Raw genomic sequence first — 25,233 nt, 5'->3', positions numbered from 1 at the left:
GTCGCGCAGGACCGCGACCGTGCGTTGCGCATCCGTCTGTAATTGCCGGCGAACCGCGATGCCGATCGTGACGATCAGCGCGGCTGCACTGACCAGTTGCAGGAGGAAGACCAGCGCCGCGAACCGGAAGGTGGCCGACCGCAACACCTAGGGATCGAGCCCGAGCCGATACCCTGCCCCACGCACCGTATGCAGCAGCGGGCGATCGAAGCCCTCATCGACCTTCTTGCGTAACCTGCTGAGATGCACGTCGATCACATTGGTGCCCGGGTCGAAATGATAGTCCCACACGCCCTCCAGCAGCATCGTGCGCGTCACGACCTGATCGACGTGGCGGAGCATGAATTCGAGCAGCCGGAACTCGCGCGGTTGCAGATCGATCGCCTTTCCGGCGCGCTTGGTGCGCCGGGCGAGCAGATCCATTTCCAGATCGCCGCAACGCAGGACGGTCTCGACCGCCTTGGTGGCACCGCCGCGCCGAATTAACAGCCTGATCCGTGCCAGCAGTTCCACGAACGCGAACGGTTTCGTCAGGTAATCGTCGGCGCCGTGCGTCAATCCGTGGATACGATCATCGGCCGCACCGAGCGCCGACAGCACGATCACCGGCGTCTCGATCCCGGCCGCGCGTACCGCCGCCAGCACGCCCATGCCGTCGATCCCGGGAAGCATCCGATCGAGCACGATGCAATCGTAGCTGCCGTCGGTGGCATGGAAGAGCCCGTCGCGGCCGTTCGCGGCGCGATCGACCACAAATCCCTCTTCGGTCAGCCCGCGCGCGACGAAGTCGGCGGTTGCGTCGTCATCCTCGATCAGCAGGACCTTGTTGGCCACGCCCGTCTCCCCGCCTGCGCCCAAATGCAGGTCGAGCTCTCTCTTGCCGCGACGGACACGAATGTCGAGGCTTTGGCCGAGGAAAGCGTGATCCGCAGACTCGACATCGGGGATCGGGGTGCCGTCGACCGCCTCGATCACGTCGCCGACCAGCAGCCCGCCGCGCTGCGCTGCGCCGCTCGCGCGGACGCTGTCCACCACCACCGCCGCGCCACCGAGCGGCGCCAGCGTCGCGCCGATCTGCTCGCTGCCGCGAAGACTCGCGCCATGCAGGTCAAGCGAACGCGACCAGAACAGCCCGCCGATCAGCGCGGCGATAATCACCGCCAGCGCCAGCAACCCGATCGCGCGCACGTCCGGATCGACGCCGATCGAGTAACCGTCGCGAGCACGCTGATGCCGGGGGGCATGGTCGACATGGCAGGAACCTCCGAGCCAAGTGCCTAAACGCTTGTGACTCGACGCAAGATGAGCCGATCATGACCGATCGGTCATGATCGCGGATGACCGAAACGTAATCTGGTCATCACGCAATCTCCATTGATCGCGATCTATAGCGTCATCGTTCGGGCGCGTGGTCCGTCGGGAGTTGATTCGTGATCGTGATGACCGTCGCCGCAGCGACCCGGACCGGCTGCTAAGCCATGACCCAGCCAATCTTCTTCGATCCCACCGGTCGACGCAGCCGCATGTCGAAGCGCGTGCTGGCGGCGCTGCTGGCCGTGATCGTCCTCAGCTCCGCGATCTTCGCGCTGACGCTGATCCGCGTACCGCGCGGGCGCGATCTCGCCTTGCCGCTGCCCCAGCCGCGCGCCGCCGCATTGCGGGTCGAAAAGTCGCTAGGGCGCGGGATCGCCGGATGGCTGCCGCACCGTCCCGCGGTTGCCGATCCGCATTCTCCGCTGTCGATCGGCTTCTACGTCCCCGGCGACGACGCGAGCATCGCGTCGCTGCGGCGTCACAGCGCAAGCCTCGACTGGGTGGTGCCGGCGACGATCAGCGTGTTCGGCCCGTCGCACAAGGTGCAGCTGGAGCGCGATCCCGCCTTCGATCGCATGATCGCGGCGATGAAGCACGCGCCGAAGGTGCTGCCGATGGTCCAGAATTTCGGCAACAGCGATTGGGACGGCGCCGGAGCGGCGGCACTGCTGCACGATCCGCGGGCGGCGGGCGACTTCGCGCAAAAGCTGGGCCGCTACGTCACGATGACGCATCGCGCCGGGCTGGTCATGGACTTCGAGACGCTGCCCGCCTCGTCGATGGGCGATTACCAGCGCTTCCTGCGCCTCGTCCGCGCGGCGATGCCGAAGGGCGCCCAACTCGCGGTCACCGTTCCTGCGGAGGACGATGCCTGGCCGCTCGCCGCCTTGGCGCGGGTGTCCGACCGGTTGATCTTCATGGCCTATGACCAGCATTGGGAGGGCGGCAGCTCCGGCCCGATCGCCGGCCAGGCATGGTTCGTCGATCAGGTCGCCAAGGCGATCCGCACGGTCGGCCGCGACAAGCTGGTCGTCGCGCTGGGCAGCTATGGCTATGATTGGCACGGTGACGAAACCGACGCTTTGTCGATCGAGGATGCGTGGCTCGCCGCGCACGACAGCCAGGCCCCGGTCACCTTCGATCGCAACGCCGGCAACGCCGGTTTCGCCTATGACGATGACGGCGAGCGCCACACCGTCTGGATGCTCGATGCGGCGACGAGCTGGAACGAACTGGTCGCGCTCAAGCGCCTCGGAATCGACGACGTCGCCTTGTGGCGGCTGGGCAGCGAGGACCCCGGCTTCTGGTCCGACCTGAGCGCATGGCGCACCGGCGGCAAGCCCGATCTCTCCGCGCCCCGCGCGCTGCTGAACGCGGACGTCGAAGGCAGCGGCGAGATCCTGCGGATCACCGCCACGCCGACGCCGGGCGTCCGGCAGGTGACGCATGACCGCAACGGGATCATCACCGACGAACATTATGCGGCATTGCCGACGCCGTTCGTGGTCCGCCGGACCGGTGCGCAGAACCCCAAGCTGCTCGCGCTCACTTTCGATGACGGCCCGGACCCGAAGTGGACGCCGAAGATCCTGACGGAGCTGGAGCAAGCGGGCATTCCCGGCACCTTCTTCGTGATCGGGCAGAACGCGCTTCAGGAGCCGGGGCTGCTCAATCGCATCATCGCGGACGGGGGCGAGATCGGCAATCACACCTATAGCCACCCTAACCTTGCGGCGGTGTCCGATGGTCAGGCACAACTCGAGATCAACACGACGCAGCGGCTGGTCGAAGCCTATACCGGCCGGCGGATGACGCTGTTCCGTGCGCCGTACTTCGGTGACGCGGAGCCGACCACGACCGACGAACTCGGGCCGGCGCTGATCGCACAGAACATGGGCTATACGGTCACCGGGTTGCACGTCGATCCGGACGACTGGGCACGCCCCGGCACCGACGCAGTCGTCGAGGGGGTGCTCGATCAGGTGCACAACGCCACCCCGACCAACTCGGGCAACATCGTCCTGCTCCATGATGGCGGCGGCGATCGATCGGAGACGGTTGCGGCGCTGCCGCGGATCATCGCGACGCTGAAGGGCGAAGGCTATCGCTTCGTCACCGTCTCGCAACTGGCGGGGCTCAACCAGGCGCAGGCGATGCCGAAGGTCGAAGGGCGCGATCTGCTGGCGGTACGCGCCGACGTCGCGATGTTCGTGGTGCTCGCCGGGATCGTCGCGCTGATCGGCTGGCTGTCGTACCTGGCGATCGGGCTGGGCATGGCGCGCGCGGTGTTGATGGCGGCACTCGCGTGGGTGCAGAGTCGGCGGCGGCGTGCCGAGCCGCCGGTCTTCCATCCGACCGTGTCGGTGATCATCCCCGCGTATAACGAAGAACGGGTGATCGCCAGCTCGGTCGCGCGCGTGCTTTCCAGCGACTATCCCGATTTGCAGGTGATCGTCGCCGACGACGGTTCGCGCGACGGCACCAGCGCGGCAGTGGCCGAGGCATTCGCGAACGATCCGCGCGTCACGTTGCTGACGCTGCAGAACGGCGGCAAGGCAGCGGCGCTCAACCGCGCCTTGCTGCAGGCGACCGGCGAGGTCGTCATCGCGCTCGACGCGGATACGCAGTTCGAGGCGGAGACGATCACCCGCCTCGTCCGCTGGTTCGCGAATCCGCGGATCGGCGCAGTCGCGGGCGATGCGCGCGTCGGCAATCGCGTGAACCTCGTCACCTGCTGGCAGGCGATCGAATATATCACCGCGCAGAACCTCGAACGCCGTGCGCTCGCCGGGTTCGATGCGATGACCGTGGTGCCGGGCGCGGTCGGCGCCTGGCGGCGCGCGGCGCTGGATGCGGTTGGCGGCTATCCCGAGGACACGCTGGCCGAGGATCAGGATCTGACGATCGCGATCCAGCGCGCCGGCTGGCGGGTGACCTACGATCCGCGCGCGGTGGCGTGGACCGAAGCGCCCGAGACCTTTCGTGCGCTCGCCAAGCAACGCTACCGCTGGGCGTTCGGGACGCTGCAATGCCTGTGGAAGCATCGCGCGATCCTGCGCACCCGGAAGCCGTCGGGGCTGGCACTGGTCGGGCTGCCGCAGGCGTGGTTGTTCCAGATCCTGTTCGCTGCGATCTCGCCGTTGATCGACTTCACGCTGGTGCTGTCGATCGTCGGCACCGCGCTGCGCGTGCATCAGCACGGTTGGGCGCAGACCAGCGGCGACGTCAGCAAGATGGGTCTCTATTGGCTGGCGTTCACCGCGGTCGAGGTATTGTGCGGCTGGGTCGCGTACCGTCTCGACGGGCGCAAGGAACGCTATCCGGCGCTGCTGCTGATCGCGCAACGGCTGGTGTATCGCCAGATCATGTACGGCGTCGTGCTGCGCGCGATCTCCTCGGCGGTGCGCGGGCTGGTGGTCGGCTGGGGCAAGCTCGAGCGGACGGGGCGCGTCGCGGCCCCGGCAAGCTGACGCCCATGCCGCGTCGCCTGTTGGTGGGGCGGCATCGTCGATACTCGTTGCGGCGGGCAGCGCGGGATGGGATGACGCGCTCATGCGCTTCGCCCTCACCGTCCCCGCCCTGATCCTGCTGTCTTCCGCGTCGCTTGCGCAATCCCCACAGTCGGTGCGCGCCGACGATCGCGGCAATTGGGTCCGCGCGGTCGCGGCCGGCTACAAGGCCGCATTCCTGTGCGGCGGTATCTTCAACGCCGGGCGCAGCGAGCGACAGATCGAAGCCACCGAGCTGAAGGGCATCTACCCCGAATATGACGAGATCGTCCCGGCGCTCGCCGCGCAGGTCGATCGTCGCGCCGGAACGGTCAGCGTCTCCTTCGATCGCCAATTGCCGCCGCGCCGCGCGAGCTGGTCGGCCGGCAAGGGCTGCACGCTCGCGCCGATCGGCGCGGCGCCTGCGCCGGGGCTGCGCACGAGCCCGCCGCTCCTCGCGGGTGCCGATCCACGCGCATGGCCGATGGGAGACGCCGGGATAGCCCCGCGCCCCTTGGAAGCGCTGGCGAAAGTCGTCGAGCGCGCCTTCGACGGTGGCTATGGTCGCGGCAGCGACACATTGGGGGTGGTGGTGCTCCGCGACGGGCGCGTGGTGGCGGAGCGTTATCGCGATGGCTTCGGCCCGTTCGTCGCGAACCGTACCTGGTCGGTCGCCAAGAGCGTCACCGGGACATTGGTCGGGATGAGCGGCGTCGATCCGCGTCGTGCGGCCGACATTCCGGAATGGCGCAGCCGCTTCGGCGTCGATCCTCGCGCACGAGATCACGCTCGACAATCTGCTGCGCATGTCGTCGGGTCTGCACAGCGACACCGCGGGCAATCGCACCGACGCGATCTACTTCGGCGGCACCACCGTCACCGAGCAGGTGACGGCATGGCCGTTGTCGTCACGGCCGGGCGAGCGGTTCCGCTACGCCAACAACGACATCCTGCTCGCCGCGCGCTCGCTGCGCGCGACGCTCGGCGAGGCGCGTTACCGGGCGTTACCGAACCGGCTCTTCGCGACGCTCGGCATGCGTCACACCGTCGCGCAGAGCGATTGGCAGGACAATTTCATCGCCTCCAGCGACATGTGGACGACGGCGCGCGATCTCGCCCGGCTCGGGCAATTCTGGTTGCAGGACGGCGTCTGGCAGGGCCGCCGCATCCTTCCCGCCGGGTGGATGCGCTATATGACGACCCCCGTCGGGCCGCAGCCCGATCGTAGCGAAGGCTATGGCGCATCGATCTGGCTGTTCGGCCCGGCGCAGGGGCTGCCGACGGGCAGTTATTCGGCGCAAGGCAACCGCGGGCAATATGTGATGGTGGTGCCGTCGCACCGGCTCGTCGTCGTGCGGCGCGGGGAGGATCCGGGCAGCGCGCGTTTCGACGTGGCGCGCTTCACCGCCGACGTCATCGCCGCGCCGTGAGCGCAGCCGGTCGGCGGCGTCTTCCTGCTCCGGAGCGGTTCACGCGCTTCGCGGCGATCGACTGGTCGGGCGCGCGCGGCACGCGGCACCGCGGGATTGCGGTCGCTTGTTGCGATAGCGGCAGCGACGCGCCGGTGCTGATCGCACCGCCGGAGAACGCCGTCGCCTGGTCGCGCACGGCGGTGCTCGAATGGCTGGTGGAACGGCGCGACGCACCGATGCTGATCGGGTTCGACTTCAGCTTCTCCGCCCCGTTCGTCGCCCGTGGCGCGCATCTGCCCGGCGAGACCGAGACGGCCGACGCGAAGGCGCTGTGGGCCTATGTCGATGCACATGCCGCCGATGTCGACCTCGGCGCGGCGACGTTTCTGGAAGCGCGCCGCGGCCGGCATTTCTACCTGGGCGCGGCGGACGGCGTGAAGCGCGACTTCCTGCATTGGCGCGTCTGCGAACAGCGCGGCGACGGCACGACCAAGCCGTCGACGGTCTATGACGCGGTCGGCGCGGCGCAGGTCGCCAAGGCGAGCTTCGCCGGGATGCGGCTGCTGCACCGGCTGGCGGGCCGCATACCGGTATGGCCGTTCGACGCCTTGCCGGACCGCGGCGCGCTGGTCGTCGAAATCTACACGGCGATCGCGGCGCGCGCGACCGGAATGCGGCGCGGGCTCAGCAAAGTGCGCGATGCCGCCTCGCTCGATCATGCGCTGGCCGCACTCGGCAGCGCCCCACACGCGCCGCTCGCCGCCTACACCGATCACGCGACCGATGCGGTAATGACCGCCGCCTGGCTCCGCCGTGCCGTCAACGACGCCGGGTTATGGCAGCCGGACCTCATGTCCGACGAGGTCACCGCGACGGAGGGCTGGACGTTCGGCGTTCGCTGACGCATGGAGTGCGGCGTGACGACGGGCCGGTTTAGCTCAGCTGGTAGAGCAGCGGTTTTGTAAACCGAAGGTCGCGGGTTCGATTCCTGCAACCGGCACCACCGTCATCGCAACCTCCTCCTTGTCGTTAGCGACTCAGGCCAACGTACCGATCACTCGTGCCGGGACGCCGCCGACCTTGGTGTTCGGGGCGACATCCTTTCGCACGAGCGCTCCTGCGGCGACGACGCTGCCGCGCCCGATCGTCACCCCGGCGAGGATGGTGCAGCAGCCTCCGATCCAGACACCCTCTTCGACGACGATCGGCGCGCCTCTCACCGCCCCTGCACGACGATGCCGATCGCCGATCTCGTGGTCGGCGGTGACGAACCGCGAGTAGTGGCCGATCACCACATTGTCACCGATCAGGATTGGTGCGGTCAGATCGAAGTAGCAATCGCGATTGATGAAGACGCGATGGCCGATCCGCAATCCGAAGCCATTGATCCGGCATCCGCCTTTGATCGTAGGCCCGATGCCGCACCGGAACGACAAGCCGTAATAAAGATAGGCGCGAAAACGCGACGTTAGCGGGTCATCCGGCAATGCCGAAGCAATCGCATTGACGATCGCGATCCACCAGGCACGCAACGTGGCCACAAAGATGTTTCTGCTGGCAGCGACCATTTGCGAATGCCCCCTCACCGCGATTCGTATCAAGGCGACCAATTATGGTGATGTTTGCTTTGTCGGTGGCGAAGCGTCCACCGCTTTTGCTGGCGGCAAATGGGCACGCTGCAACCCGCACGCCGCTCAGTCGTTGCGCCGGACAATGAAAATCAAAGTCGCCAGCTACAACATCCGCAAGGCGATCGGCACCGATCGCCGCCGCAGCCCGGAACGGGTACTACAAGTGCTCCGCGAGGTGGACGCCGATCTCGTCGCGCTACAGGAGGCGGATCGCCGGTTCGGGCAGCGGTCCGCTGTCCTGACGCAACATCTGCTGGAGGAGCATAGCGACTGGCAATCGGTCGGTCTCGGGATGCGCGCGACGAGCATGGGCTGGCACGGCAATGCGATATTGGTGCGCAAGTCCGCCCGGATCATCGATTGCGCGCAATTGCATCTACCCGCGCTGGAACCGCGTGGCGCGGTGATGGCGGAAGTTGCGATCGGTGAGGCGACCGTCAGGATCGTCGGGATGCATCTCGATTTGTCGGGCCTATGGCGTCGGAAGCAGGCGGCCGCGATCCTCGCGCATATCGGCGCGGACACCGGGTCAACGCCGACCGTGATGATGGGTGACCTGAACGAGTGGAGCCGCTCCGCAGGTTGTCTGCGGGATTTCGGTACCTGCTTCCGCTTCGCTGAAACCGGACCGAGCTTCCACGCGCGACGCCCGATCGCGCGACTCGACCGGATCATGGTCTCTCCACAATGGCAAATCGACGCGTGCGGCGTGCATCAGTCCGCCGCCGCTCGTGTCGCCTCCGATCACCTGCCGATCTGGGCCGAACTGAGCGTTCAGTAAGCATCATCGGTCAGGCGACCCGTCGCATGCAGCCAGCGCAGACTGCACGTCCCGCGAGCACCGCGCATTTTCCGCCTGTTCCACACCGGGAAGGTCCGACGGCACCAGCATCGGCCTGGGCCTCGCAGGTTAACTAGCCCATGCGCACGGAGGCCGTCGCACGCTGGCCCGAGCGACGCCTGCGACCTTCCGTCTCGTGCTTCCTTGTGTACGCGCATAAAACCGCTGATAAGACGTCGTTAGGATGAACTTGCGCCTCACCCGGGTGTTGCGCCATCCAAGAGCAGATCAGGAAGGGAGCTAATCATGGCAAAGTCGGCGGAAAAGCGCGGCAAGGACGAAACCAAGGCTGCGGAAAAGAAGGTCAAGGCGACCGGCAAGCCCGCTGGCGGCGCGCGCGGCGGCATCACCGCCCCGGTTACTCCCTCGGCCGATCTCGCCGAGATCGTCGGCAAGAACGACCTGCCGCGTAGCGAGGTCGTCAGCAAGGTGTGGGAGTACATCAAGAAGCACGACCTGCAGGACGCCAAGGATCGCCGGCAGATCAACGCCGACGACAAGCTGGAGAAGATCTTCGGCAAGAAGTCGGCCAGCATGTTCGAGATGAACAAGTTCCTGAGCGCGCATCTGACCGCGCCCAAGGGCTGACCTGCCGGGTAACGCGCTCGCCGCGGTCGATCACGACCCGGCGGGTGCGTGCCCGATCAGCCGCGACAGATCGCGCAACGTGCGGATCATCGCGATCCCCTTCGGACCCGCAATATATCGCGGCTCCCACCGCGGCGCGAATTTCTCCTTGTAGCTACGCAGGCCGCGGAAGCCGTAGAAGCGCTCTCCGTGATGGAAGACCAGGGATGCCGCGCGCGCCCAGGCGGGTGCCAGCCGCCGCCCCGAAATCCCCGACAATGGCGCGATACCCAGCGAGAAGCGCTGGTAGCCGCGATCCTTCGCCCATTGCAGGATATTGACGAAGAGGAAGTCCATCGTGCCATGCGGTGCATCGTCGCGATGCCGCATGAGATCGACCGACGCCTCGGCATGATTCTCGGTCAGCCAGAGGTTGGCGAAGGCGGCGATGCGTTCGCCGTCCATCACCAGCGCGACGTCGAAGCGCTGCATATACTCGCGGCTGAAATGGCCGAGACTGAAGCTCTTTTCGGCATGACCCTTCGACGCCATCCATTCGTTCGAAATTTCCGCCAGCTCGTCCAGCACCACCGGCACTGCGGCTGCGGGCACGATCCGGAAACACAGCCCGCGCCGCGCCGCCGCGCGCTCCGCCTTGCGCACCGAGCGTAGCCGCGGCGTCTCCAGCGTGAAATCGGGCAGGTCGATGATCGCCTCCTCGCCATATTTGATGACGTGGAGCCCCATGCCGATCGCGAGTTCGAGCACCGGGCCAGTGACCTGGTACAGCATCAACCGGCCCTGCGCCTGATCGGCCTTGTCGCGGATCCGCCACAGCAGTTCGGGCCAGTCGTCGCGCGATCCGACCGGGTCGCCCATGACGATCCAGCTCGCGCCGCGCACCTGATACATCAGCATCGCCGCGCCGGATTCGGAGAACAGCAGTCGCTTGTCGTCAATCATCGCGAGCATCGCGTCGGTGCGATCGGCGAGCGCCAGCGCCCGGCTGAGCGCCTCCGGTTCGAACGCGCGCGGTTCGGGTGCCTTCGGCGGCGACATCCACCGCCACACCAATGCTGCGAACAGCGCCACCGTCGCCGCGAGCGTACCGCGCAGGAAGCGCGGCGCATCCCCCTTCAACGCGAACCGCCACCAGAGATCATCCTCGTATGGAACGCGGCGATAGGCGAACAGCCCGATCCACACCGCCGCCGCGAGCACGACCAGCACCGCCGACAGCCAGCCCGCCGACCAGCGGATCTGGGTCAACGCGGTCCGCCGGTAGAAAGCGCCGCGCGTCCATTGCAGCATCGCAGCGAGTGTGAGGCACGCGATCGCCTCCTCGTAATCGATGCCCTTGGCGAGCGAGAAGGCCGCCCCGGCGAGCAGCAGCGCGCGCGTCGCGACGAACGCGCCATCCAGCCGGCGATAAAGCCCGGGCGCAAGCAGCAGCAACCCCGTGCCGACCAGGCTGCCGGCGATGTGGCTCGCCTCGATGAACGGCAGCGGCACGATCGACGCGAGCGCGCCCATCCGCGCATGGAGCGACGGCAGCGACCCGGACAGCAGCAGCATCGCGCCGCCCATGAAGGTCGCGGCCGACAGCGCGAGCGGCGCGATGCCGTTGGCGACCGCACGCCCGTCGCGCAACAATCGCGACGACAGCGGGTGATTGAGCAGGTGTCGCCGCCGCAACCCTTCGCGCCATGCGAGGATCGCGACCGCGACGGCGAGCGGCAGCAGGTAATAGATGACGCGATAGGCGATTAGCGCCGCAAACGCGATCGAGCGGTCGCCCGGCAGCACCGCGAGCACCACCGCCTCGAACACGCCGATCCCGCCGGGGACATGCGCGAGCACTGCCGCGACGATCCCGAGCGCATAAGCGAGGATGAACGCGGGCAGCAGCGACGGCTCGGCGCCGTGGACGAGCACGAACAGCGCTGCCGCGGCGGTCCCGGTGTCGAGCACCGCGAGGCCGATCTGCGCCAGCGCCTGACCGAAGCTCGGCAAAGGTACGCTCAATCGCCAGATGCGCAGCGGGCCGTTCGCATTGCCGCACAGCATGACGACCGCGGCGATCAGCACCAGCACCGTCGCGGCGATCCCATGCGACACGCCTGCGGGAATGGTGATCCCGGCCAGGTCGATCGGGCCGTTGCGGGCCAGCAGCGCGATCGAAGCGACCGTGACTACCCCGCTCCAGAAGGTCGCGCTCGCGATCCCGATCACCCGCGCAACATCGGGCCCGTCGAGCCCGGCGGCGGTGTAGATGCGGTAGCGTGCCGACCCGCCGGTCAGCAGCGAGAGCCCGAGATTGTGGCTGAGCGTGTAGCTGGTGAATGACGCAAGCGCCGCGACCCGCGACGGCAGCGGCCGCCCGATGATCCGCAACGCCAGCACGTCATAGCCCGTCAACGTCAGATAGCTGAGCGCGGTGAAGATCAAGGATGCGGCGATCTGCCACGGCGTCAACGCGTGAAGCGCGGCGCGGATATGCGAGAAATGCAGTTCGCGGGTGAGCTGCTGCATCGCGGCGAACCCAAGCCCGATCAGCACCAGCACCATGACCAGCGACAACGCGGTGCGATGTCGCGCCAGCCACCGCCGAACCTCAAGCATGGGGAACGTCCGCAATGCGGTGCCACAGCTGCGACTTGCAGAGCAGCCCGCCGAGGATGCAGCCCTTCACCTTCATCTGATCCGGCCCGACTTGCTGGATGATCGAATAGAAGCGGCGGTTCATGTCGGGGACGAACACGGTGCCCGACCAGCTTCCCGGCTTCTCCGCGCGGTAATTTTCCAGCAGCGCGGTGCCGATCAGCTTCGGCGTGCCGCCGTCGCGCGCGTCGGTCTGCGCTTCTTCATTCGCCCACACGATCCAACCGCACAGCCGTTCGCCACACGGACCGGTGCGCACCGCGACGCTCTTGTAGGGGTTCATCCACGTCCCGTAGATCGTCGGCGGCGGCGCGGCATTTTGCGGTTGCGCCCCGGCGGGGCCGGCGGCGACCGTCAGCAAGACGGCGACAGCCGCGGCGAAGCGAGAAGCGAACATATGTGATCCCCTGTGATCTGCCGACCTTAGGCCGCTATTGATTGCCGGCACGTCGACGACGACTGAATTATCTGTAATGAAGATGACGGCTCAGCGACCGTTTGCCATCACGGCGCGCAGTGTCCGCGCGATCAGCGGCACGTCATAGTTCATGAAATGCCCGCCCGGCAGCGCGATGCGCCGCACGTTGGCGCCGTGCAACAGCGGGCACAGGCTGACGCTTTCCTCCCTGCCCTGAATGCAGGTCAAGTTGGTCCAGTCGATCCGGCGGGCGCTCGGCAAGGCAGCCGCGTCGGGGGCCGCGTCGAGGATGCCGCCGGGACTGGCCTTGAAGAGCAACGTGTTACCGGGGACGAGCAAGACCACTTGCGTCACCTTCGGCCGCAACGGTCGAGGCAATCTCGCGCTGGCATATTGCAGCATATCCGCGCCGAACGATTGCCCGATCAGCACGACCCGCGACGTTCCCGGCATCCGCTCGGCACGCTGCACCGCATCTGCGACGATCGCCGCGGCCTCGTCCGGGGTGCGGCGGGTGCCGAAGGCGGTCAGTGAATTGAACGCCAGAACGGGTAACCCGGCGGCGTTCAACGCCGCGATCAAGCGCGGGCCCATTCCGGCATTGATGCCCATGTCTCCCGAGAGGAACAGGACGCGCATGTCCCGCTCCGTCGCGGGCGTCGGTGCCGTCGCGGGGAAGTCGCGGAGAATGGGGCCGCCGTAATAGCCGAGATACCCGATCCCCCCGACGACGAGCAGCGCCATCGCGGCGGCCGCACCCGCCACGATCGCCAACCAGTTGCGGGGCGGCATCGGCATGGTCAGGCACTCACGGCATAGGTGATGACGAAGCAGGCGGCAGTGAGCAGCAGCATCGCGAGGATGAAGCTCGCGTCGGCGACCTGCTCCAGCCGGTGGAGCCACGCATGCCGCCGCGGGTCCGGCGTGCGTACCGCAAGATAGGAGGCCAGCATCGCGATCAGGAAGATGAGCGAGTCGATCGCGAGCAGATCGTCGGCGAAGCTCGCGCGCTTGCCCCAGGCGATCCCGACATGCAGCAGTCCGATCCCGGTCAGGCACACGCCGACCATCGCCGCGGCCATCGGGCAGATCAGCCGACACACCCGTTCGTCGAGCGCCGAGCGCGAACGTCCACCAGGCTCGTGCAGCAGCTGATCGGAAGGAAGCGGCTCGCTCATACGGCGCTTCTGCCCGGCGTGCCTTCGCGATCGTCTATCCGGAAGATGAGCGATCGGTCATGTTCGAATGCCATCGCCCCCTTTGCGGACGGGCCTTACGCCATTGCCGGCTGCATCCCCATCATCGCTGCGAGCGCGCGATGGCGCTTCTGGACGGTTTCGCCGTAGAGCGCCGCGTCCCCCGGCTGGAGCCGCAGGACGCCGTCCTCGACGCTGATCGCCGCCCGCGTCAGCGGTGCCGCCAATCCGCCGCTGAGACGTTGGCCGAGCCGGATCGCGAGCCCCCATTGCACCGCACGGCGCAACGCCGGCTCGCCCGCGAGCGCGACCAGCGGCGCAGGACTGTCGGTCGCCCCGCCGAGGGCGGTCCACAATGCCTGCGCCAGCATCGCGCGTCCGCGCGCGTCGATCCCTACCCAATTGCCGTGCAGCGCGATCTCGACACCACGTTCGGCACGGAAATCGGGATTGGCGCGCCAGCCGACATCGGCGAGATGACAGGCGGCGATCCGCAAGCGCGCGTCGGCCCGCCGATCGTCACCGAACAGCGGCGCGATCCAGCGGTCGAGCAAATCGCCATGTTCGGGAAACCGTCCGCTGCGCCGTCCCTCGTCACGCGCGGCGACGATCAGTGGATCGGCAGCGCGCTGTGCCGGCGAAAGCCGTTCGTAGAGCAGTCCCTCGCGCAGGCCATAGGCCGAGACGATCGTACCGCTGCTGCGCAGGTGCTTCAGCATCGCCGAGAGCAGCGCCGCGGCGTCGGCGAGCGTCGGGATACGGCCTGAGGACAGGCCGGGCACGTTCTTCAGGCGCGCTTTGCCGACGTGCGCGAGCGTGCGGCGCAGGCGGGTGACCGTCTCCTCCGACATCGCATATTGGTGGATCACCGGCAGCGGATAGCGGGTCGCTTCCATATCGAGCCGCGCCAGCGCGCGCCACGATCCGCCGACCAGATAGAAGGGTAGCCCCTTGCCCGCGCCGAGCCAGCCGCTTTCCTCCAGCAACGCATTGACCCGCCGGTCGAGCCGCCCCTTGTCGCGCAACGCCGGAATACGCAGCACGCCGAGCGGGAAGGACGCGCGTCCCAGCAACTCGCCGCGCCGCACCCGCACCAGCTCGAGGCTGCCTCCGCCCAGGTCACCGACGATGCCGTCGGCGCCGGGAATGCCCGAGAGCACTCCGTAACCCGCTGCCTCTGCTTCCTTTTCGCCGGGCAGGATCTCGACCGAAAGCCCGGCCGCCTCGGCAACGGCGATGAGGTCGGCGCCATTGCTTGCATCGCGGACCGCAGCGGTCGCAACGGTGCGCAGCGTGGTGACGTCCATGGCGTGAGCCAAAGCGGCGAAGCGTCGCAGCGCCGTCTGCGCGAGCGCCATCGCCTGCTGATCGATCGACCCGCTTTCGGCGAGGCTGCGGCCCAGCCCTGCCAGCACCTTTTCATTGAACAGGATCGCGGGCAGCCGTGGCGGGCCTTGATAGACGACCAGCCGGATCGAGTTCGAACCGATGTCGATGATTGCGGTACGCGGTTCGGCGGCGGTCACGGCATCCACTTCTTCCGCCCCGCGCTTCGGCCACCTCAACGCTTGCGCCTCAACGACAGCACCGGCACCTCGTCGCCGTCCAGTGCCGCGCCGCGCCCGGACAGCGACGGATTGACCATGAAATAGCGGTGCAGGTTGAACGGCTTCTCGCCGGGCGTATCGCGGACATAGCTGCCGTCCGCCTCCAGCTCCCAGCTCTGCTCATTGTCGATCAGATTGGCGACCATCACTTGGTCGAGCACCTGATCGTGGACGGTCTCGTTTTCCAGCGGGAGCAGATATTCGACCCGGCGGTCGAAATTGCGCGGCATCCAGTCTGCCGAGGAAATATAGACCACCGCGCCGTCGTTCGGCAGCGGCGCACCATTGCCGAACGCAGCGATGCGGCTGTGTTCGAGAAAGCGCCCGACCACCGACTTCACCCGGATGTTCTCCGACATGCCCGGCACCTTCGGCCGCAGGCAGCAAATCCCGCGCACTATCAGGTCGATCTCCACCCCGGCGCAGCTCGCCTCGTACAGTTTTTCGATGATGATCGGATCGACCAGCGAATTCATCTTTGCCCAGATCGATCCGGCACGACCGGCGCGCACATGCTCGATCTCGGCGTCGATCCGCGCCAGCAAGCGCTCACGCAACGCGCGCGGGCTGAGCACGACCATCTCCATGCCGGCCGGCTCGACATAGCCCGTGATGTAATTGAACATCCGCGCGGCATCACGTCCGATGCGAGGATCGGCGGTGAAGAAACTGAGATCAGTATATATTTTCGCCGTGATCGGGTGATAGTTTCCGGTCCCGAAGTGGCAGTAGGTGCGGAATTTACCATTCTCGCGACGCACCACCATCGCCACCTTGGCGTGGGTCTTCCACTCGATGAAGCCGTAGACGACCTGCACCCCTGCCCGCTCCAGCGCGCTGGCCCATTGCAGGTTTTGCTCCTCGTCGAAGCGCGCCTTGAGTTCGACCACCGCGGTCACTGACTTGCCCGCCTCCGCAGCGGCGATCAGTGCGCTGATGACGGCCGACTGCTTGCCCGCGCGGTACAGGGTCTGCTTGATCGCCACGACGTCAGGGTCGTTCGCGGCCTGCTTGAGGAAGGCCAGTACGACATCGAACGTCTCGTACGGGTGATGGACGACGATGTCCTTGCTTCGGATCGCTGCGAAGCAATCGCCGCCAAACTCCCTAATTCGTTCGGGAAAACGTGGCGTGAACGGGACGAACTTCAGGTCGGGGCGATCTTCGTCCGCCAGCAACGACAGGTCGCCCATGCCGAGGAACGATCCGGTTTCCGTGATGATCGTGTCGGCACCGCCCAGTTCCTCGCGGAGCGCCTGCGCGAGCCCGTCGGGCATTCCCGTCTCCAGCTCGAGCCGGATGACGCGTCCGCGTCGGCGCCGCTTGATCGCGTTGGCGAAGTAGCGGACCAGATCCTCCGCTTCTTCCTCAATCTCGATATCGCTGTCGCGCAGCACCCGGAATTCCGCCGCCCCCAGCACGTCATAGCCAGGAAAAAGCATATGTGAGAAGCGCTTGAGGACCGATTCAATCGCGACGTATGAAGCGCGTTCGCTGCCGGGCAAGCGCACGAAGCGCGGCATCGCCGCGGGCAACATCACCAGTTCGCGGATCGGCTCGGAGTCCGAACGGCGCACCAGATCGAACATCACTGCCATGCCCTTGTTGGGCATGAACGGGAACGGATGCGCGGGATCGAGCGCCTGCGGGGTGATGACGGGGAGCAATTGCTCCTGGAAATAGGTGTCGAGCCACGCGCGCTGCTCGTCGTCGAGCCGTTCCAGCGAGCGGCTGGCCAGCACCGAGATGCCGGCCTCGTCCATCTCGCGGCGGATATCGCGCCACACCGCGTGCTGGCTGGCCATCAGGGCATCGGCCTGCTCGACGATCGCCGCGAGTTGCTGTCCGGGAGTCAAACCGTCGGCCGAGCGCGCCTCGACGTCCTGAAGCTGCTGCCCCTTGAGACCCGCGACGCGGACCATGAAGAATTCGTCGAGGTTTCCGCCGGAAATCGCGAGGAAGCGGAGGCGTTCCAGCAGCGGATGCGCGGGGTTGCACGCTTCTTCCAGTACGCGACGGTTGAAGGCCAGCCACGATTGCTCACGGTTGAAGTAGCGATTGCCGTCGCGCTCGACGAACGGGTCGTCCAGATCGAGCGCGGCTTCGGCATCCTTACGCGCGATACTCACGGGCCGTGTCATGATGGAAGGTCGCTCCGGTTCCTTGCGGTCTTGTCGATGTCGAGTGTTTCGCGCGCCAACGGGATCGTCAGCCGACGGCGCCCCGCCAGCGCAGCCCGGTCCAGCCTATCGATCGTCTCGATGACGGCGGTGTGACTCCGTTCGGTGCGCGCGGTGAGCCACGCGATAAGATCGGCGCGCGCGTCCAGATGGCGGCGCGCGAAGCCGCGTTCGAACAGCGTCGCCATTAGCGCCTCCTCCGGCGCGTCGATCGTGGCAGCGGGGCTGGCGGCCAGTCGGGAGCGGAGGTCCGGCAAGGCGATCGACCATGTCGGCGGCACGGCGGTGGCGATCAGCAGCAGCGGCCGCCGCTCCTCCTGCGCGCGATTCCAGGCGTGGAAGAGCGTTTCCTCGTCGACCGTCTCGGCATCGTCGATCACCGACCCGCCGGAACGTGCGGCGAAAATCCGCCCGAGCAGCGAGCGGCCCGACTTAGGCGGACCCGCGAGCACCGCGGTGCGCACCGGCCATGTCGCCCAATGTTCGAGCATCCGCACGGCACGGGCATTCGACTCGACTACCAGAAACTCGCCCTGCTCCTCCGCCGCCCACCCCAGCGGCAGCGCGAACTGGTTCATGTCGCGGCTCCGACCCGCGGGCTGGGAGTCGGCGCCGGTGCAGCACGGCGGATGCGCAACGTGGTGCCAGTGCCGATCACCTGCCAGCCGCGCGCCTCCAGAGCGGCGCGCAACGCCTCCGGCGTGCCGGCATAAGTGACGTTCATCGATGAGACGCCACCCAATGCCAGGCTGGTCGTCGCGGCACTGGAGACGCCCGGCAGTCCGCGCAACGCCGCCTCGGCGCCGTTGACCGCAACGACGTCGGGCGTGTCATATTGGATCGTCAGCGCGAGCGTCGGTGCGGCCAAGGTCGGATCGTCGGCGAGCAGATCCGACACTTCCTCCGGTGGCGTCTCCGCGACCGGCATGATCGGGTTGAGCCCCGGATCGAGCCCGAGATAGCCCTCGCGCAACGCCCGCTGATACACGTCGTCGAGCCGCTTAACGCCCGCGTCGAACAGCGCGGGGATGCCCGCCGTCGAACCGACACGCAGCGAAAAACGCTGCAACATGCGATGATCGGGGCCGTAGCGTGCCTCGAACACGCCGACCACCGGTCCGCCGGGCCATTGCCGGAACAACTGAACGCTCGGCATCAGCACGTCGCTGGCACCATATTGGTCGACCAGCGTGCGCCACCAGGCGCGATCCGGACGCTGGGTCTGTCCGACGTTGAGGAACAGCGAGTCGGGCCCGGTGCCGGTCGGGCGCACATAGTCGATCGCGCTGCTGCCGGTGCGGAAGCGTGCCCACGCCTCCTGCCACAAGGTCCGCTGTTCGAAGACGGTGCCGACGCCCGTCGACCATTGCACCGGCACGACGAGGAACGGCGACGAGCGGGCGACCGCAGCCGACACGCCCAGCAAGCCCGCGGTACGCCCACGATCGAACAGCACACCCAGCCGCGCGACATAGCGGGTCGGGCCGATCTGTTCGTCTTCGACCACGATGCTCGATACGATCGAGTCGAGCGTGCCGTCCGGAAGCGATCCGCCCCCCGCCCCCATGCGCTGCGACAACAGGACATAGGCCTTGCGCTGCGCCTCTCGCCAGCCGGCCAGTCGCGCCGCTTCGGCATTGGGGCCGGAGACGTCGACGCGGACGCCCGCCACCTCGAAGTCGTTGGAACTGTCCACCGCGGCGACGCCCCGGTCACCTCCCTCGATCTGCGCGAACACGCCACGCGTGCCCAGCGCAGCGGCAAGCGCAGTCAATACAAGGGCGATCGGAAGGCGATGACGCATCGGAACGTCTTTTGGCGAAGCAGGCGTGGAAATCCAAGCGCGATGTGGCTAGTCGGGCCATATGAGCAACGAAGCCTACACCTACGAGAGCGCCGGCGTGTCGATCGCGGCCGGCAATGCGCTGGTCCGCGCGATCGCGCCGCTGGCCCGCGCCACTCGCCGCCCCGGTGCCGACGCCGACCTCGGCGGGTTCGGTGGCTTCTTCGATCTCAAGGCCGCCGGCTTCACCGATCCGCTGCTGGTGGCGGCGAACGACGGGGTCGGCACCAAGCTGAAGCTGGCGATCGAATGGGATCGCCATGCGGGGGTCGGGATCGACCTGGTGGCGATGTGCGCCAACGATCTCGTAGTCCAGGGCGCCGAACCGTTGTTCTTCCTCGATTACTACGCGACCGGGCAGCTCGATAATGCTGTCGCGGAGAGCGTCGTCGCCTCGATCGCCGAGGGCTGCCGGATCGCCGGCTGCGCGCTGATCGGCGGGGAGACCGCCGAAATGCCGGGGATGTATGCGGCCGGCGATTATGATCTCGCCGGCTTCTGCGTGGGCGCGGTCGAGCGTGGCGACGTGCTGACCGGCGCGACGATCGGCGCGGGCGACGTGATCCTTGGCCTCGCGTCGTCGGGCGTCCATTCGAACGGCTTCTCGCTGGTGCGGCGGCTGGCGACGGACAAGGGCTGGAAGCTCGACCGCCCGGCGTTGTTCGATGCCGACCGGTTGCTGATCGACATCCTGATGGCCCCGACGCGCATCTATGTCGCCAGCCTGCTGCCGCTGCTGCGTGCGCACAAGATCAAGGGGTTGGCGCATATCACGGGCGGCGGCCTGCTCGAGAACATTCCGCGCGTGCTGCCGCGCGACACCCATGCGCATGTCGATGCCGATGCGTGGGAGCAGCCGCGGCTGATGGCGTTCCTGCAAGCGCAGGGGGCGATCGAGCCCGAGGAAATGGCACGCACCTTCAACTGCGGGATCGGCATGGCCGTGGTGGTCGCGGCCGATCAGGCCGATGCGGTCGCAGCGACGCTGCGCGAGGCGGGCGAGACGGTCCATAATATCGGGCGGATCGAAGCCGGCGCGCGTGGCTGCACCGTGACGGGCAGCACCGAGACGTGGAGCGCGCGTAGCGACTGGACGGCGACTCACCACCAATGAGCACGCCCGCGCCAGCCCCGGTCGCCGTATTGATCTCCGGCCGCGGGTCGAACATGCAGGCGCTCGCCGCCGAACAGGGCGAGGCGTATAAGATCGTGCTCGTCGCCTCCGATCGCCCCGACGCGGCCGGGCTGGCATGGGCGCGCGAGCAGGAACTCGAGACGTTCGCCTTGTCTCCGAAGGGGATCGGCAAGGCCGCGTATGAAGACGCGCTCGATCGCGCGCTGCGCGATGCGGGCGCGGAATGGATCGCGCTGGCGGGCTATATGCGCTTGCTGTCGGACGCGTTCGTCGCGCGGTGGCGCGGGCGGATCATCAACATCCATCCGTCGTTACTGCCCAAGTACAAGGGGCTCGACACCCATGCGCGCGCGATCGCGGCGGGCGATGCCGTCGGCGGATGCTCGGTGCATGTCGTGACCGAGGAACTCGACGGCGGCGAGGTGCTGAGCCGTGCCGAGGTAGAGATACAGGCCGGTGAGACGCCGGAGAGTCTGGCGGCGCGGGTTTTGGTGGAGGAGCATCGATTGTATCCGGCAATGCTCAAGAAGTTCGTCCGCGCATGAGCGCCGTGGAACGCGTGCGCGCGATCGCGCTGCTGTTGCCCGAGGTGGTGGAGCGCCCGACGAACGAGGGTGCGGACTTCCTTGTCGACGGGAAGGTATTCGCGCAGGTCGTCGAAAGCTCGGCGCCTGCGGTGCGCGTGCGTGAGGCGGCTGGGGATGTCGTGGTCACGCTGGGAGACGATGCGGACTGGACGCTGGTCGAGGATCGGGTTGCGCGAAGCTGGGAGTTGACCGCGCCGAGGCGGTTGCTGGAGGCCGGCGGGCGGTAGGTCAGCGCCAGTGCGGGCGGTGGCGGCCGGTCGCGCTTGGCCGAACGTCGTCATCCCGGATCCCGCTTCCTAGAGCAGATCGATTTGAAATTGCTTCGAGCCGTCATTGCGAGCGCAGCGAAGCAATCCAGGGCCCACAGTCAGGACGCTCTGGATTGCTTCGCTCCGCTCGCAATGACGATGCCGGGCAAAGGTGACTTCATCACGATCTAGGGCGGACGACATCAGGCGGTTTCGTCATTGCGAGGAGCGCGGCGACGCGGCAATCCAGCTTGGAGGACGCCGCTGTGGTTTGCGTCGCTTCGCTCGCAGAAACGGGTTGAGCCGATCCGGCTTCGGGACGCCCTAAGCCCGCCAAGAACAAGCGGAATTAAGTTCGCCTAAGCCACTGCAAACGCGGCGGAAACTTAGCGGATGGCGTTGCTGGCCTCGTGGACGATCGCAACGTCGATCGGATGGTCGAACGCGATCCCGCTTCGGCCCTCCGTCTGCCAGACGACTCTTCCCGCGACCCAACCCAGACCGTCGAGCTTGATTTCTACGGCGCTGTCTGGCGGCAAAGGATGGGGAAGTTCGGCCATGAGCCCGCCCGCCGAGACGTTGCGGATGCGCACGAGAAACCCGGCATCTTCGGCATGGACCCGCATCCGCGCCGACAGCAGGATATCGCCACGGCCGCGTTCGTCGGGGTTGCCCACAGCCTTATGCTCGTCAACCAAGTTGCGCCTCGACTGCCCCATCATACTCGCCCGTTCGTTGCACCGGACGATAATGTCAAATTGATTGATGGAAAGTAAAGATCCGCATCAATCGTCGCGCGACACCTTCTCCGCGCGCTCGTGCCGCTCCTGCGCTTCGACCGTCATCGTCGCGATCGGGCGCGCCTCGAGCCGGCCGAGGCTGATCGGTTCGCCGCTGACCTCGCAATAGCCATACTCGCCTTCCTCAATGCGACGCAATGCGGCATCGATCTTGGCGATCAGCTTGCGCTGCCGATCACGGGTGCGAAGCTCGAGCGACCAGTCCGCCTCGCTCGATGCGCGATCGTTGAGATCCGCCTCGCGCAGGGAATCGACTTGCAGCTGGGACAGCGTGCCCTGCGCTTCCCGTCGGATCGCTTCTTTCCACGCGAGCAGCTTGTGGCGGAAGTACGCCTGCTGGCGCGGGTTCATGAACGGCTCGTCCGCACTGGGGCGGTAGCCATCCGGCATCGGGCTGGAGAGCGCCTCCGGCTCGTCAAACGCGTCTTCGACCTGACTCATAACCGTCGCCATGACCTTCTCCCGCCCACGTGAAGGATGTCTTCAGCATCTCTGCACGCCCCTTTGGGCGCGCCTATAAGCACCTGACCGATCCTCCACAAGCGAATGACTTGGTCTTACCCGATACGAACTGTAGCAAGGCTGAACATCGCGGCCGGCGGGGCTGCCCCGCCGGCACGCCGACGATCAGGCGGAGAGCAGCGCCTTTTCGATGTCGGGAATCGGATGCCCCGTCAGATCCTTGTCCAATTCGCCGGTCAGCCGGGCGCTCACCTCCTTGTGATAATGTTTGCGCAGCTCGCCCAAGGTGCGCGGCGGCGCGACCACGATCAGCGATTCGAAGTCGTTCGACAGCGCGCGGCGTTTCAGCAGATCGGCAGCGTCGGCGGCGAACCGGTCTTCCTCGAGCTGGTGAAAGTCGGTCTGTTCGAAGCTGCCGCGCGAGGGGGCGAATTGCGCGCCACCGCCCTGCGCATGGCCCGAGCCGCCCTGGGCGGCGTTGGGCGCCCCTGCCCCGCTCTGCGTCGAGGACGCGCCGCCGGCGGCGTCGGTCGCCTGATCGCGGGTGGCAGGATTGGCGCGCTCCTCGGCGTGCTCCACCTGCAGATTAGGATAGTCGGCATCGCCTTCGTTGCGCAGGAACAGCAGCTTGCGACCATCGGCGACCAGAACGACCGATTTATGGGGGACGTGCATGGACGTTTCTCCTTCTGCTCGTTGCGTCTCGGACGAAGAACGCCGCGTCCATGGCGTGGGTTGCCTCGCCGCGGAGCCGGGTTGCCTCCGGCCAAGCGCGGGGTCATAGCGCGGCCATGCACGACATCCGCCTGATCCGCGACGATCCCGCCGCTTTCGATGCCGCGATGGCCAAGCGTGGCCTTCCCGCCAGCGCCGAGACCTTGGTCTCGCTCGACCGCCGCCGCCGGGAGGCCGCGACCGAAGCGCAGACCGCACAGGCGCGCCGCAACGAGGCATCGAAGGCGATCGGCGCCGCGAAGGCGAAGAAGGACGACGACACCGCCGCCGCGCTGATGGCGGAGGTAGCGACGCTGAAGGAGCGGTTGCCGCACCTCGAAACCGAAGAGGCGGAGACGGGCAGCGCGCTCGACGCCGCGCTTGCCGCTTTGCCGAACGTTCCCGCCGCCGATGTGCCGCAGGGCGCCGACGAGGACGACAACCAGCTCGTCCACGAACGCGGGCAGCGACCGGACTTCGCGTTCACCCCGCGAGAGCATGACGCGATCGGCCCAGCGCTGGGGCTCGACTTCGAGACCGGCGCGGCGATCGCGGGCGCGCGCTTCACTCTGGTGCGCGGCGATGCGGCGCGGCTGCAACGCGCGCTCGGGCAGTTCATGCTCGACCGGTTGACGCGCGAGCATGGCTATGAGGAAGTCGCCCCGCCGCTGATGGTGCGTGACGAGGCGGTATTCGGCACCGGGCAATTGCCGAAATTCGCCGAGGACCTGTTTCGCACCACCGACGGGCGCTGGCTGATCCCCACCGCCGAGGTATCGCTGACCAATATCGTGCGCGAGAAGATCCTGAGCCACGACGTCCTGCCGCTACGCTTTGCGGCACTGACGCCGTGTTTCCGCTCCGAGGCGGGCGCGGCAGGTCGGGACACGCGCGGCTATATCCGCCAGCACCAGTTCGACAAGGTCGAGATGGTATCGATCGTCGCGCCCGAGGCGAGCGAGGACGAGCATGAGCGCATGACCGCGTGCGCCGAGGGTGCGCTCGACGCGCTGGGGCTCGCCTATCGCCGCATGAAATTGTGCACCGGCGACATGGGGTTCACTGCGGCGCGCACCTATGATCTGGAGGTCTGGCTGCCCGGCCAGCAACGGTATCGCGAGATTTCGAGCTGCTCGACCTGCACCGATTTCCAGGCGCGGCGCATGAACGCGCGCTATCGCCCCGAGGGCGAAAAGGCCACGCGCTTCGTGCACACGCTCAACGGCTCGGGTCTGGCGGTCGGCCGGACGCTGGTCGCGGTGCTCGAGAATTATCAGCGCGAGGACGGGACGGTGACGGTGCCCGAGGTGCTGCGTCCCTATCTCGGCGGCCTCGAAGTGCTGGGCGCGCGCTGATGCGCATCCTGCTTTCGAACGACGATGGCTATCACGCGCCAGGGCTCGCGGTACTGGAGCGGATCGCGGCGCAGCTGTCCGACGACGTCTGGGTCTGCGCGCCGGCTTCCGAACAGTCGGGCACCGGCCGCTCGTTGACGCTGACGCGGCCGTTGCGCGTCAAGCAGTTCGGTGAGAAGCGTTTTGCGGTCGGGGCCACGCCCACCGACGCGGTGATGTATGCGCTCGCCGAGCTGATGCGCGACACGCCGCCCGACCTGATCCTGTCCGGCGTCAACCGCGGCGGCAACATCGCCGAGGACGTGATGTACTCGGGCACCGTCTCGGCGGCGATGGAGGGCGCGCTGGCGGGCGTGCGCTCGGTCGCGCTCAGCCAGCGTTACGGCCGGCGCGAGCCGGGTGAGGACGTCTCGTTCGCCGCGGCCGAGGAATGGGGTGCGCGCGTGCTGCGGCCCTTGCTCGACCATGACTGGGCGCCGCGCTCGGTGGTCAACATCAACTTTCCCGAGCCCGAGGCGGGCGAGGTGAAGGGGGTGCGTGTCGTGCCGCAGGGCCTGCGCGATTACGGGCGCGTGCGCTTCGATCGCCGCACCGATCCGCGCGGGTTCGACTATCACTGGCTGTCGATGGGCCGGGTCAAGCCTGCCGTCGACGATGGCAGCGATCTGGCGACGATCACGCAGGGCTGGATCACGGTGACCCCGCTCCAGCTCGACCTGACGCTGCACGACTCGCTTGCCGCGCTCGGCGACGCCTTCGCCGGAGCGTAAAGCG

At 67.3% G+C, this 25,233-nt stretch carries 25 protein-coding genes, 1 tRNA gene and 1 pseudogene (1 of these 27 running past the window's edge); 11 read left to right on the top strand and 16 right to left on the bottom strand.

Going from position 1 to position 25,233, the window contains the following annotated elements; all coding sequences use genetic code 11:
• From QP166_RS07075 to QP166_RS07065, 3 genes and pseudogenes are all read right to left on the bottom strand, one after another.
• Positions 1–147 carry the start of a sensor histidine kinase gene (locus QP166_RS07075; RefSeq protein ID WP_333915287.1) on the bottom strand. Its footprint begins 1,197 nt before the window's first position, so the window shows 147 of its 1,344 coding nt (coding positions 1–147); it begins with the start codon at positions 145–147; its stop codon lies beyond the left edge, outside the window.
• Entirely contained in the window at positions 148–834 is a 687-nt protein-coding gene (locus QP166_RS07070) for a response regulator transcription factor (protein ID WP_333917280.1), read from the bottom strand.
• A 39-nt stretch (positions 835–873) separates the two neighbouring features.
• Positions 874–1,158: pseudogene (locus tag QP166_RS07065) on the bottom strand (PDZ domain-containing protein); the annotation flags it as partial.
• A 320-nt stretch (positions 1,159–1,478) separates the two neighbouring features.
• Here QP166_RS07065 and QP166_RS07060 point away from each other — a divergent pair.
• Positions 1,479–4,784 (top strand): glycosyltransferase, encoded by a 3,306-nt coding sequence (locus QP166_RS07060; protein WP_333915286.1) that lies wholly within the window; start codon positions 1,479–1,481, stop codon positions 4,782–4,784.
• A gap of 285 nt (positions 4,785–5,069) precedes the next feature.
• Here the strand turns inward: QP166_RS07060 and QP166_RS07055 are convergent, their stop codons facing one another.
• The gene (locus tag QP166_RS07055) at positions 5,070–5,243 is read right to left on the bottom strand and encodes a hypothetical protein (RefSeq protein ID WP_333915285.1); all 174 of its coding nucleotides are present in this window, start codon (positions 5,241–5,243) and stop codon (positions 5,070–5,072) included.
• Between the two features lie 284 nt (positions 5,244–5,527).
• Between QP166_RS07055 and QP166_RS07050 the strand changes: the two genes are divergently transcribed.
• The 3 genes from QP166_RS07050 to QP166_RS07040 all read left to right on the top strand — a co-directional run bounded on the left by QP166_RS07050 (position 5,528) and on the right by QP166_RS07040 (position 7,217).
• Positions 5,528–6,232, top strand: coding sequence for a serine hydrolase domain-containing protein (locus QP166_RS07050; RefSeq protein WP_333915284.1), 705 nt, complete (start codon positions 5,528–5,530; stop codon positions 6,230–6,232).
• The gene (locus tag QP166_RS07045; RefSeq protein ID WP_333915283.1) at positions 6,229–7,116 is read left to right on the top strand and encodes a hypothetical protein; all 888 of its coding nucleotides are present in this window, start codon (positions 6,229–6,231) and stop codon (positions 7,114–7,116) included. Before QP166_RS07050 ends, QP166_RS07045 begins: the two co-directional genes overlap by 4 nt.
• A 25-nt stretch (positions 7,117–7,141) precedes the next feature.
• Positions 7,142–7,217, top strand: a tRNA-Thr gene (locus QP166_RS07040).
• Positions 7,218–7,251: 34 nt separating this feature from the next.
• On the opposite strand, the gene QP166_RS07035 is transcribed toward QP166_RS07040, so the two are convergent.
• Complete coding sequence (locus QP166_RS07035; RefSeq protein ID WP_333915282.1) at positions 7,252–7,755, bottom strand: acyltransferase; 504 nt, start codon at positions 7,753–7,755, stop codon at positions 7,252–7,254.
• Between the two features lie 172 nt (positions 7,756–7,927).
• On the opposite strand from QP166_RS07035, the gene QP166_RS07030 reads away from it, so the two are divergent.
• Complete coding sequence (locus QP166_RS07030) at positions 7,928–8,626, top strand: endonuclease/exonuclease/phosphatase family protein (protein ID WP_333917279.1); 699 nt, start codon at positions 7,928–7,930, stop codon at positions 8,624–8,626.
• Positions 8,627–8,932: 306 nt separating this feature from the next.
• Positions 8,933–9,274 carry an SWIB/MDM2 domain-containing protein gene (locus QP166_RS07025; RefSeq protein ID WP_028965720.1) on the top strand — a complete coding sequence of 114 codons (342 nt, stop codon included), beginning with the start codon at positions 8,933–8,935 and terminating at the stop codon, positions 9,272–9,274.
• A gap of 30 nt (positions 9,275–9,304) precedes the next feature.
• Here the strand turns inward: QP166_RS07025 and mprF are convergent, their stop codons facing one another.
• The 8 genes from mprF to QP166_RS06985 form a co-directional block, all read right to left on the bottom strand.
• Positions 9,305–11,875 carry a bifunctional lysylphosphatidylglycerol flippase/synthetase MprF gene (mprF, locus tag QP166_RS07020; protein ID WP_333915281.1) on the bottom strand — a complete coding sequence of 857 codons (2,571 nt, stop codon included), beginning with the start codon at positions 11,873–11,875 and terminating at the stop codon, positions 9,305–9,307.
• Positions 11,868–12,311, bottom strand: coding sequence for a DUF2147 domain-containing protein (locus tag QP166_RS07015; RefSeq protein ID WP_333915280.1), 444 nt, complete (start codon positions 12,309–12,311; stop codon positions 11,868–11,870). Before QP166_RS07015 ends, mprF begins: the two co-directional genes overlap by 8 nt.
• Positions 12,312–12,401: 90 nt before the next feature.
• On the bottom strand, positions 12,402–13,130 hold the full coding sequence (locus QP166_RS07010; RefSeq protein ID WP_333915279.1) for an AcvB/VirJ family lysyl-phosphatidylglycerol hydrolase: 729 nt from the start codon (positions 13,128–13,130) through the stop codon (positions 12,402–12,404).
• Positions 13,131–13,132: 2 nt separating this feature from the next.
• Positions 13,133–13,510 (bottom strand): hypothetical protein, encoded by a 378-nt coding sequence (locus QP166_RS07005; protein WP_333915278.1) that lies wholly within the window; start codon positions 13,508–13,510, stop codon positions 13,133–13,135.
• 95 nt (positions 13,511–13,605) lie between these two features.
• The gene (locus QP166_RS07000; protein ID WP_333915277.1) at positions 13,606–15,054 is read right to left on the bottom strand and encodes a Ppx/GppA family phosphatase; all 1,449 of its coding nucleotides are present in this window, start codon (positions 15,052–15,054) and stop codon (positions 13,606–13,608) included.
• 35 nt (positions 15,055–15,089) lie between these two features.
• Positions 15,090–17,276 (bottom strand): RNA degradosome polyphosphate kinase, encoded by a 2,187-nt coding sequence (locus QP166_RS06995; RefSeq protein ID WP_333915276.1) that lies wholly within the window; start codon positions 17,274–17,276, stop codon positions 15,090–15,092.
• On the bottom strand, positions 17,273–17,893 hold the full coding sequence (locus QP166_RS06990) for an HdaA/DnaA family protein (protein WP_333915275.1): 621 nt from the start codon (positions 17,891–17,893) through the stop codon (positions 17,273–17,275). Before QP166_RS06990 ends, QP166_RS06995 begins: the two co-directional genes overlap by 4 nt.
• Positions 17,890–19,119 (bottom strand): heavy-metal-associated domain-containing protein, encoded by a 1,230-nt coding sequence (locus QP166_RS06985; RefSeq protein WP_333915274.1) that lies wholly within the window; start codon positions 19,117–19,119, stop codon positions 17,890–17,892. Before QP166_RS06985 ends, QP166_RS06990 begins: the two co-directional genes overlap by 4 nt.
• A gap of 61 nt (positions 19,120–19,180) precedes the next feature.
• Here QP166_RS06985 and purM point away from each other — a divergent pair, with 61 nt between their 5' ends.
• Genes purM through QP166_RS06970 form a run of 3 tightly spaced genes read left to right on the top strand, consistent with a single transcriptional unit; the run spans position 19,181 to position 21,107 of the window.
• Entirely contained in the window at positions 19,181–20,272 is a 1,092-nt protein-coding gene (gene purM / locus QP166_RS06980) for a phosphoribosylformylglycinamidine cyclo-ligase (RefSeq protein WP_333915273.1), read from the top strand.
• On the top strand, positions 20,269–20,838 hold the full coding sequence (gene purN / locus QP166_RS06975; RefSeq protein WP_333915272.1) for a phosphoribosylglycinamide formyltransferase: 570 nt from the start codon (positions 20,269–20,271) through the stop codon (positions 20,836–20,838). Before purM ends, purN begins: the two co-directional genes overlap by 4 nt.
• Entirely contained in the window at positions 20,835–21,107 is a 273-nt protein-coding gene (locus QP166_RS06970; RefSeq protein WP_333915271.1) for an MmcQ/YjbR family DNA-binding protein, read from the top strand. The genes purN and QP166_RS06970 overlap by 4 nt, the downstream gene beginning before the upstream one ends.
• 407 nt (positions 21,108–21,514) lie before the next feature.
• Here QP166_RS06970 and QP166_RS06965 read toward each other — a convergent pair whose 3' ends face one another.
• The 3 genes from QP166_RS06965 to QP166_RS06955 form a co-directional block, all read right to left on the bottom strand.
• A complete protein-coding gene (locus QP166_RS06965) occupies positions 21,515–21,826 on the bottom strand; it encodes a PilZ domain-containing protein (protein ID WP_333915270.1) in 312 nt (103 codons plus the stop codon).
• Between the two features lie 87 nt (positions 21,827–21,913).
• Entirely contained in the window at positions 21,914–22,381 is a 468-nt protein-coding gene (gene dksA, locus QP166_RS06960; RefSeq protein ID WP_333915269.1) for an RNA polymerase-binding protein DksA, read from the bottom strand.
• Between the two features lie 174 nt (positions 22,382–22,555).
• A complete protein-coding gene (locus tag QP166_RS06955; protein WP_333915268.1) occupies positions 22,556–23,065 on the bottom strand; it encodes a host attachment family protein in 510 nt (169 codons plus the stop codon).
• Between the two features lie 116 nt (positions 23,066–23,181).
• Here QP166_RS06955 and serS point away from each other — a divergent pair, with 116 nt between their 5' ends.
• Together serS and surE are read left to right on the top strand one after the other, a co-directional pair.
• Positions 23,182–24,459, top strand: a complete 1,278-nt coding sequence (gene serS / locus QP166_RS06950) for a serine--tRNA ligase (protein ID WP_333915267.1) — start codon at positions 23,182–23,184, stop codon at positions 24,457–24,459.
• Positions 24,459–25,229 carry a 5'/3'-nucleotidase SurE gene (gene surE / locus QP166_RS06945; RefSeq protein WP_333915266.1) on the top strand — a complete coding sequence of 257 codons (771 nt, stop codon included), beginning with the start codon at positions 24,459–24,461 and terminating at the stop codon, positions 25,227–25,229. The genes serS and surE overlap by 1 nt, the downstream gene beginning before the upstream one ends.
• The last annotated feature ends 4 nt before the right edge of the window (positions 25,230–25,233 follow it).

Source organism: Sphingomonas sp. LR60 (assembly GCF_036855935.1).
Lineage (GTDB): Bacteria > Pseudomonadota > Alphaproteobacteria > Sphingomonadales > Sphingomonadaceae > Sphingomonas.
This window is presented reverse-complemented; position numbering and strand designations above follow the sequence as displayed.

Excerpts from the sequence above, each read along its gene's own strand:
- QP166_RS07015 (WP_333915280.1), bottom strand. The coding sequence starts at position 12,311 with ATGTTCGCTTCTCGCTTCGCCGCGGCTGTCGCCGTCTTGCTGACGGTC.
- mprF (WP_333915281.1), bottom strand. The coding sequence starts at position 11,875 with ATGCTTGAGGTTCGGCGGTGGCTGGCGCGACATCGCACCGCGTTGTCG.
- QP166_RS06995 (WP_333915276.1), bottom strand. The coding sequence starts at position 17,276 with ATGACACGGCCCGTGAGTATCGCGCGTAAGGATGCCGAAGCCGCGCTC.
- QP166_RS07010 (WP_333915279.1), bottom strand. The coding sequence starts at position 13,130 with ATGCCGATGCCGCCCCGCAACTGGTTGGCGATCGTGGCGGGTGCGGCC.
- QP166_RS06985 (WP_333915274.1), bottom strand. The coding sequence starts at position 19,119 with ATGCGTCATCGCCTTCCGATCGCCCTTGTATTGACTGCGCTTGCCGCT.
- dksA (WP_333915269.1), bottom strand. The coding sequence starts at position 22,381 with ATGGCGACGGTTATGAGTCAGGTCGAAGACGCGTTTGACGAGCCGGAG.
- serS (WP_333915267.1), top strand. The coding sequence starts at position 23,182 with ATGCACGACATCCGCCTGATCCGCGACGATCCCGCCGCTTTCGATGCC.
- purN (WP_333915272.1), top strand. The coding sequence starts at position 20,269 with ATGAGCACGCCCGCGCCAGCCCCGGTCGCCGTATTGATCTCCGGCCGC.
- QP166_RS06970 (WP_333915271.1), top strand. The coding sequence starts at position 20,835 with ATGAGCGCCGTGGAACGCGTGCGCGCGATCGCGCTGCTGTTGCCCGAG.
- QP166_RS07030 (WP_333917279.1), top strand. The coding sequence starts at position 7,928 with ATGAAAATCAAAGTCGCCAGCTACAACATCCGCAAGGCGATCGGCACC.
- surE (WP_333915266.1), top strand. The coding sequence starts at position 24,459 with ATGCGCATCCTGCTTTCGAACGACGATGGCTATCACGCGCCAGGGCTC.
- QP166_RS06990 (WP_333915275.1), bottom strand. The coding sequence starts at position 17,893 with ATGAACCAGTTCGCGCTGCCGCTGGGGTGGGCGGCGGAGGAGCAGGGC.
- purM (WP_333915273.1), top strand. The coding sequence starts at position 19,181 with ATGAGCAACGAAGCCTACACCTACGAGAGCGCCGGCGTGTCGATCGCG.
- QP166_RS07025 (WP_028965720.1), top strand. The coding sequence starts at position 8,933 with ATGGCAAAGTCGGCGGAAAAGCGCGGCAAGGACGAAACCAAGGCTGCG.
- QP166_RS07005 (WP_333915278.1), bottom strand. The coding sequence starts at position 13,510 with ATGAGCGAGCCGCTTCCTTCCGATCAGCTGCTGCACGAGCCTGGTGGA.
- QP166_RS06955 (WP_333915268.1), bottom strand. The coding sequence starts at position 23,065 with ATGCACGTCCCCCATAAATCGGTCGTTCTGGTCGCCGATGGTCGCAAG.
- QP166_RS07060 (WP_333915286.1), top strand. The coding sequence starts at position 1,479 with ATGACCCAGCCAATCTTCTTCGATCCCACCGGTCGACGCAGCCGCATG.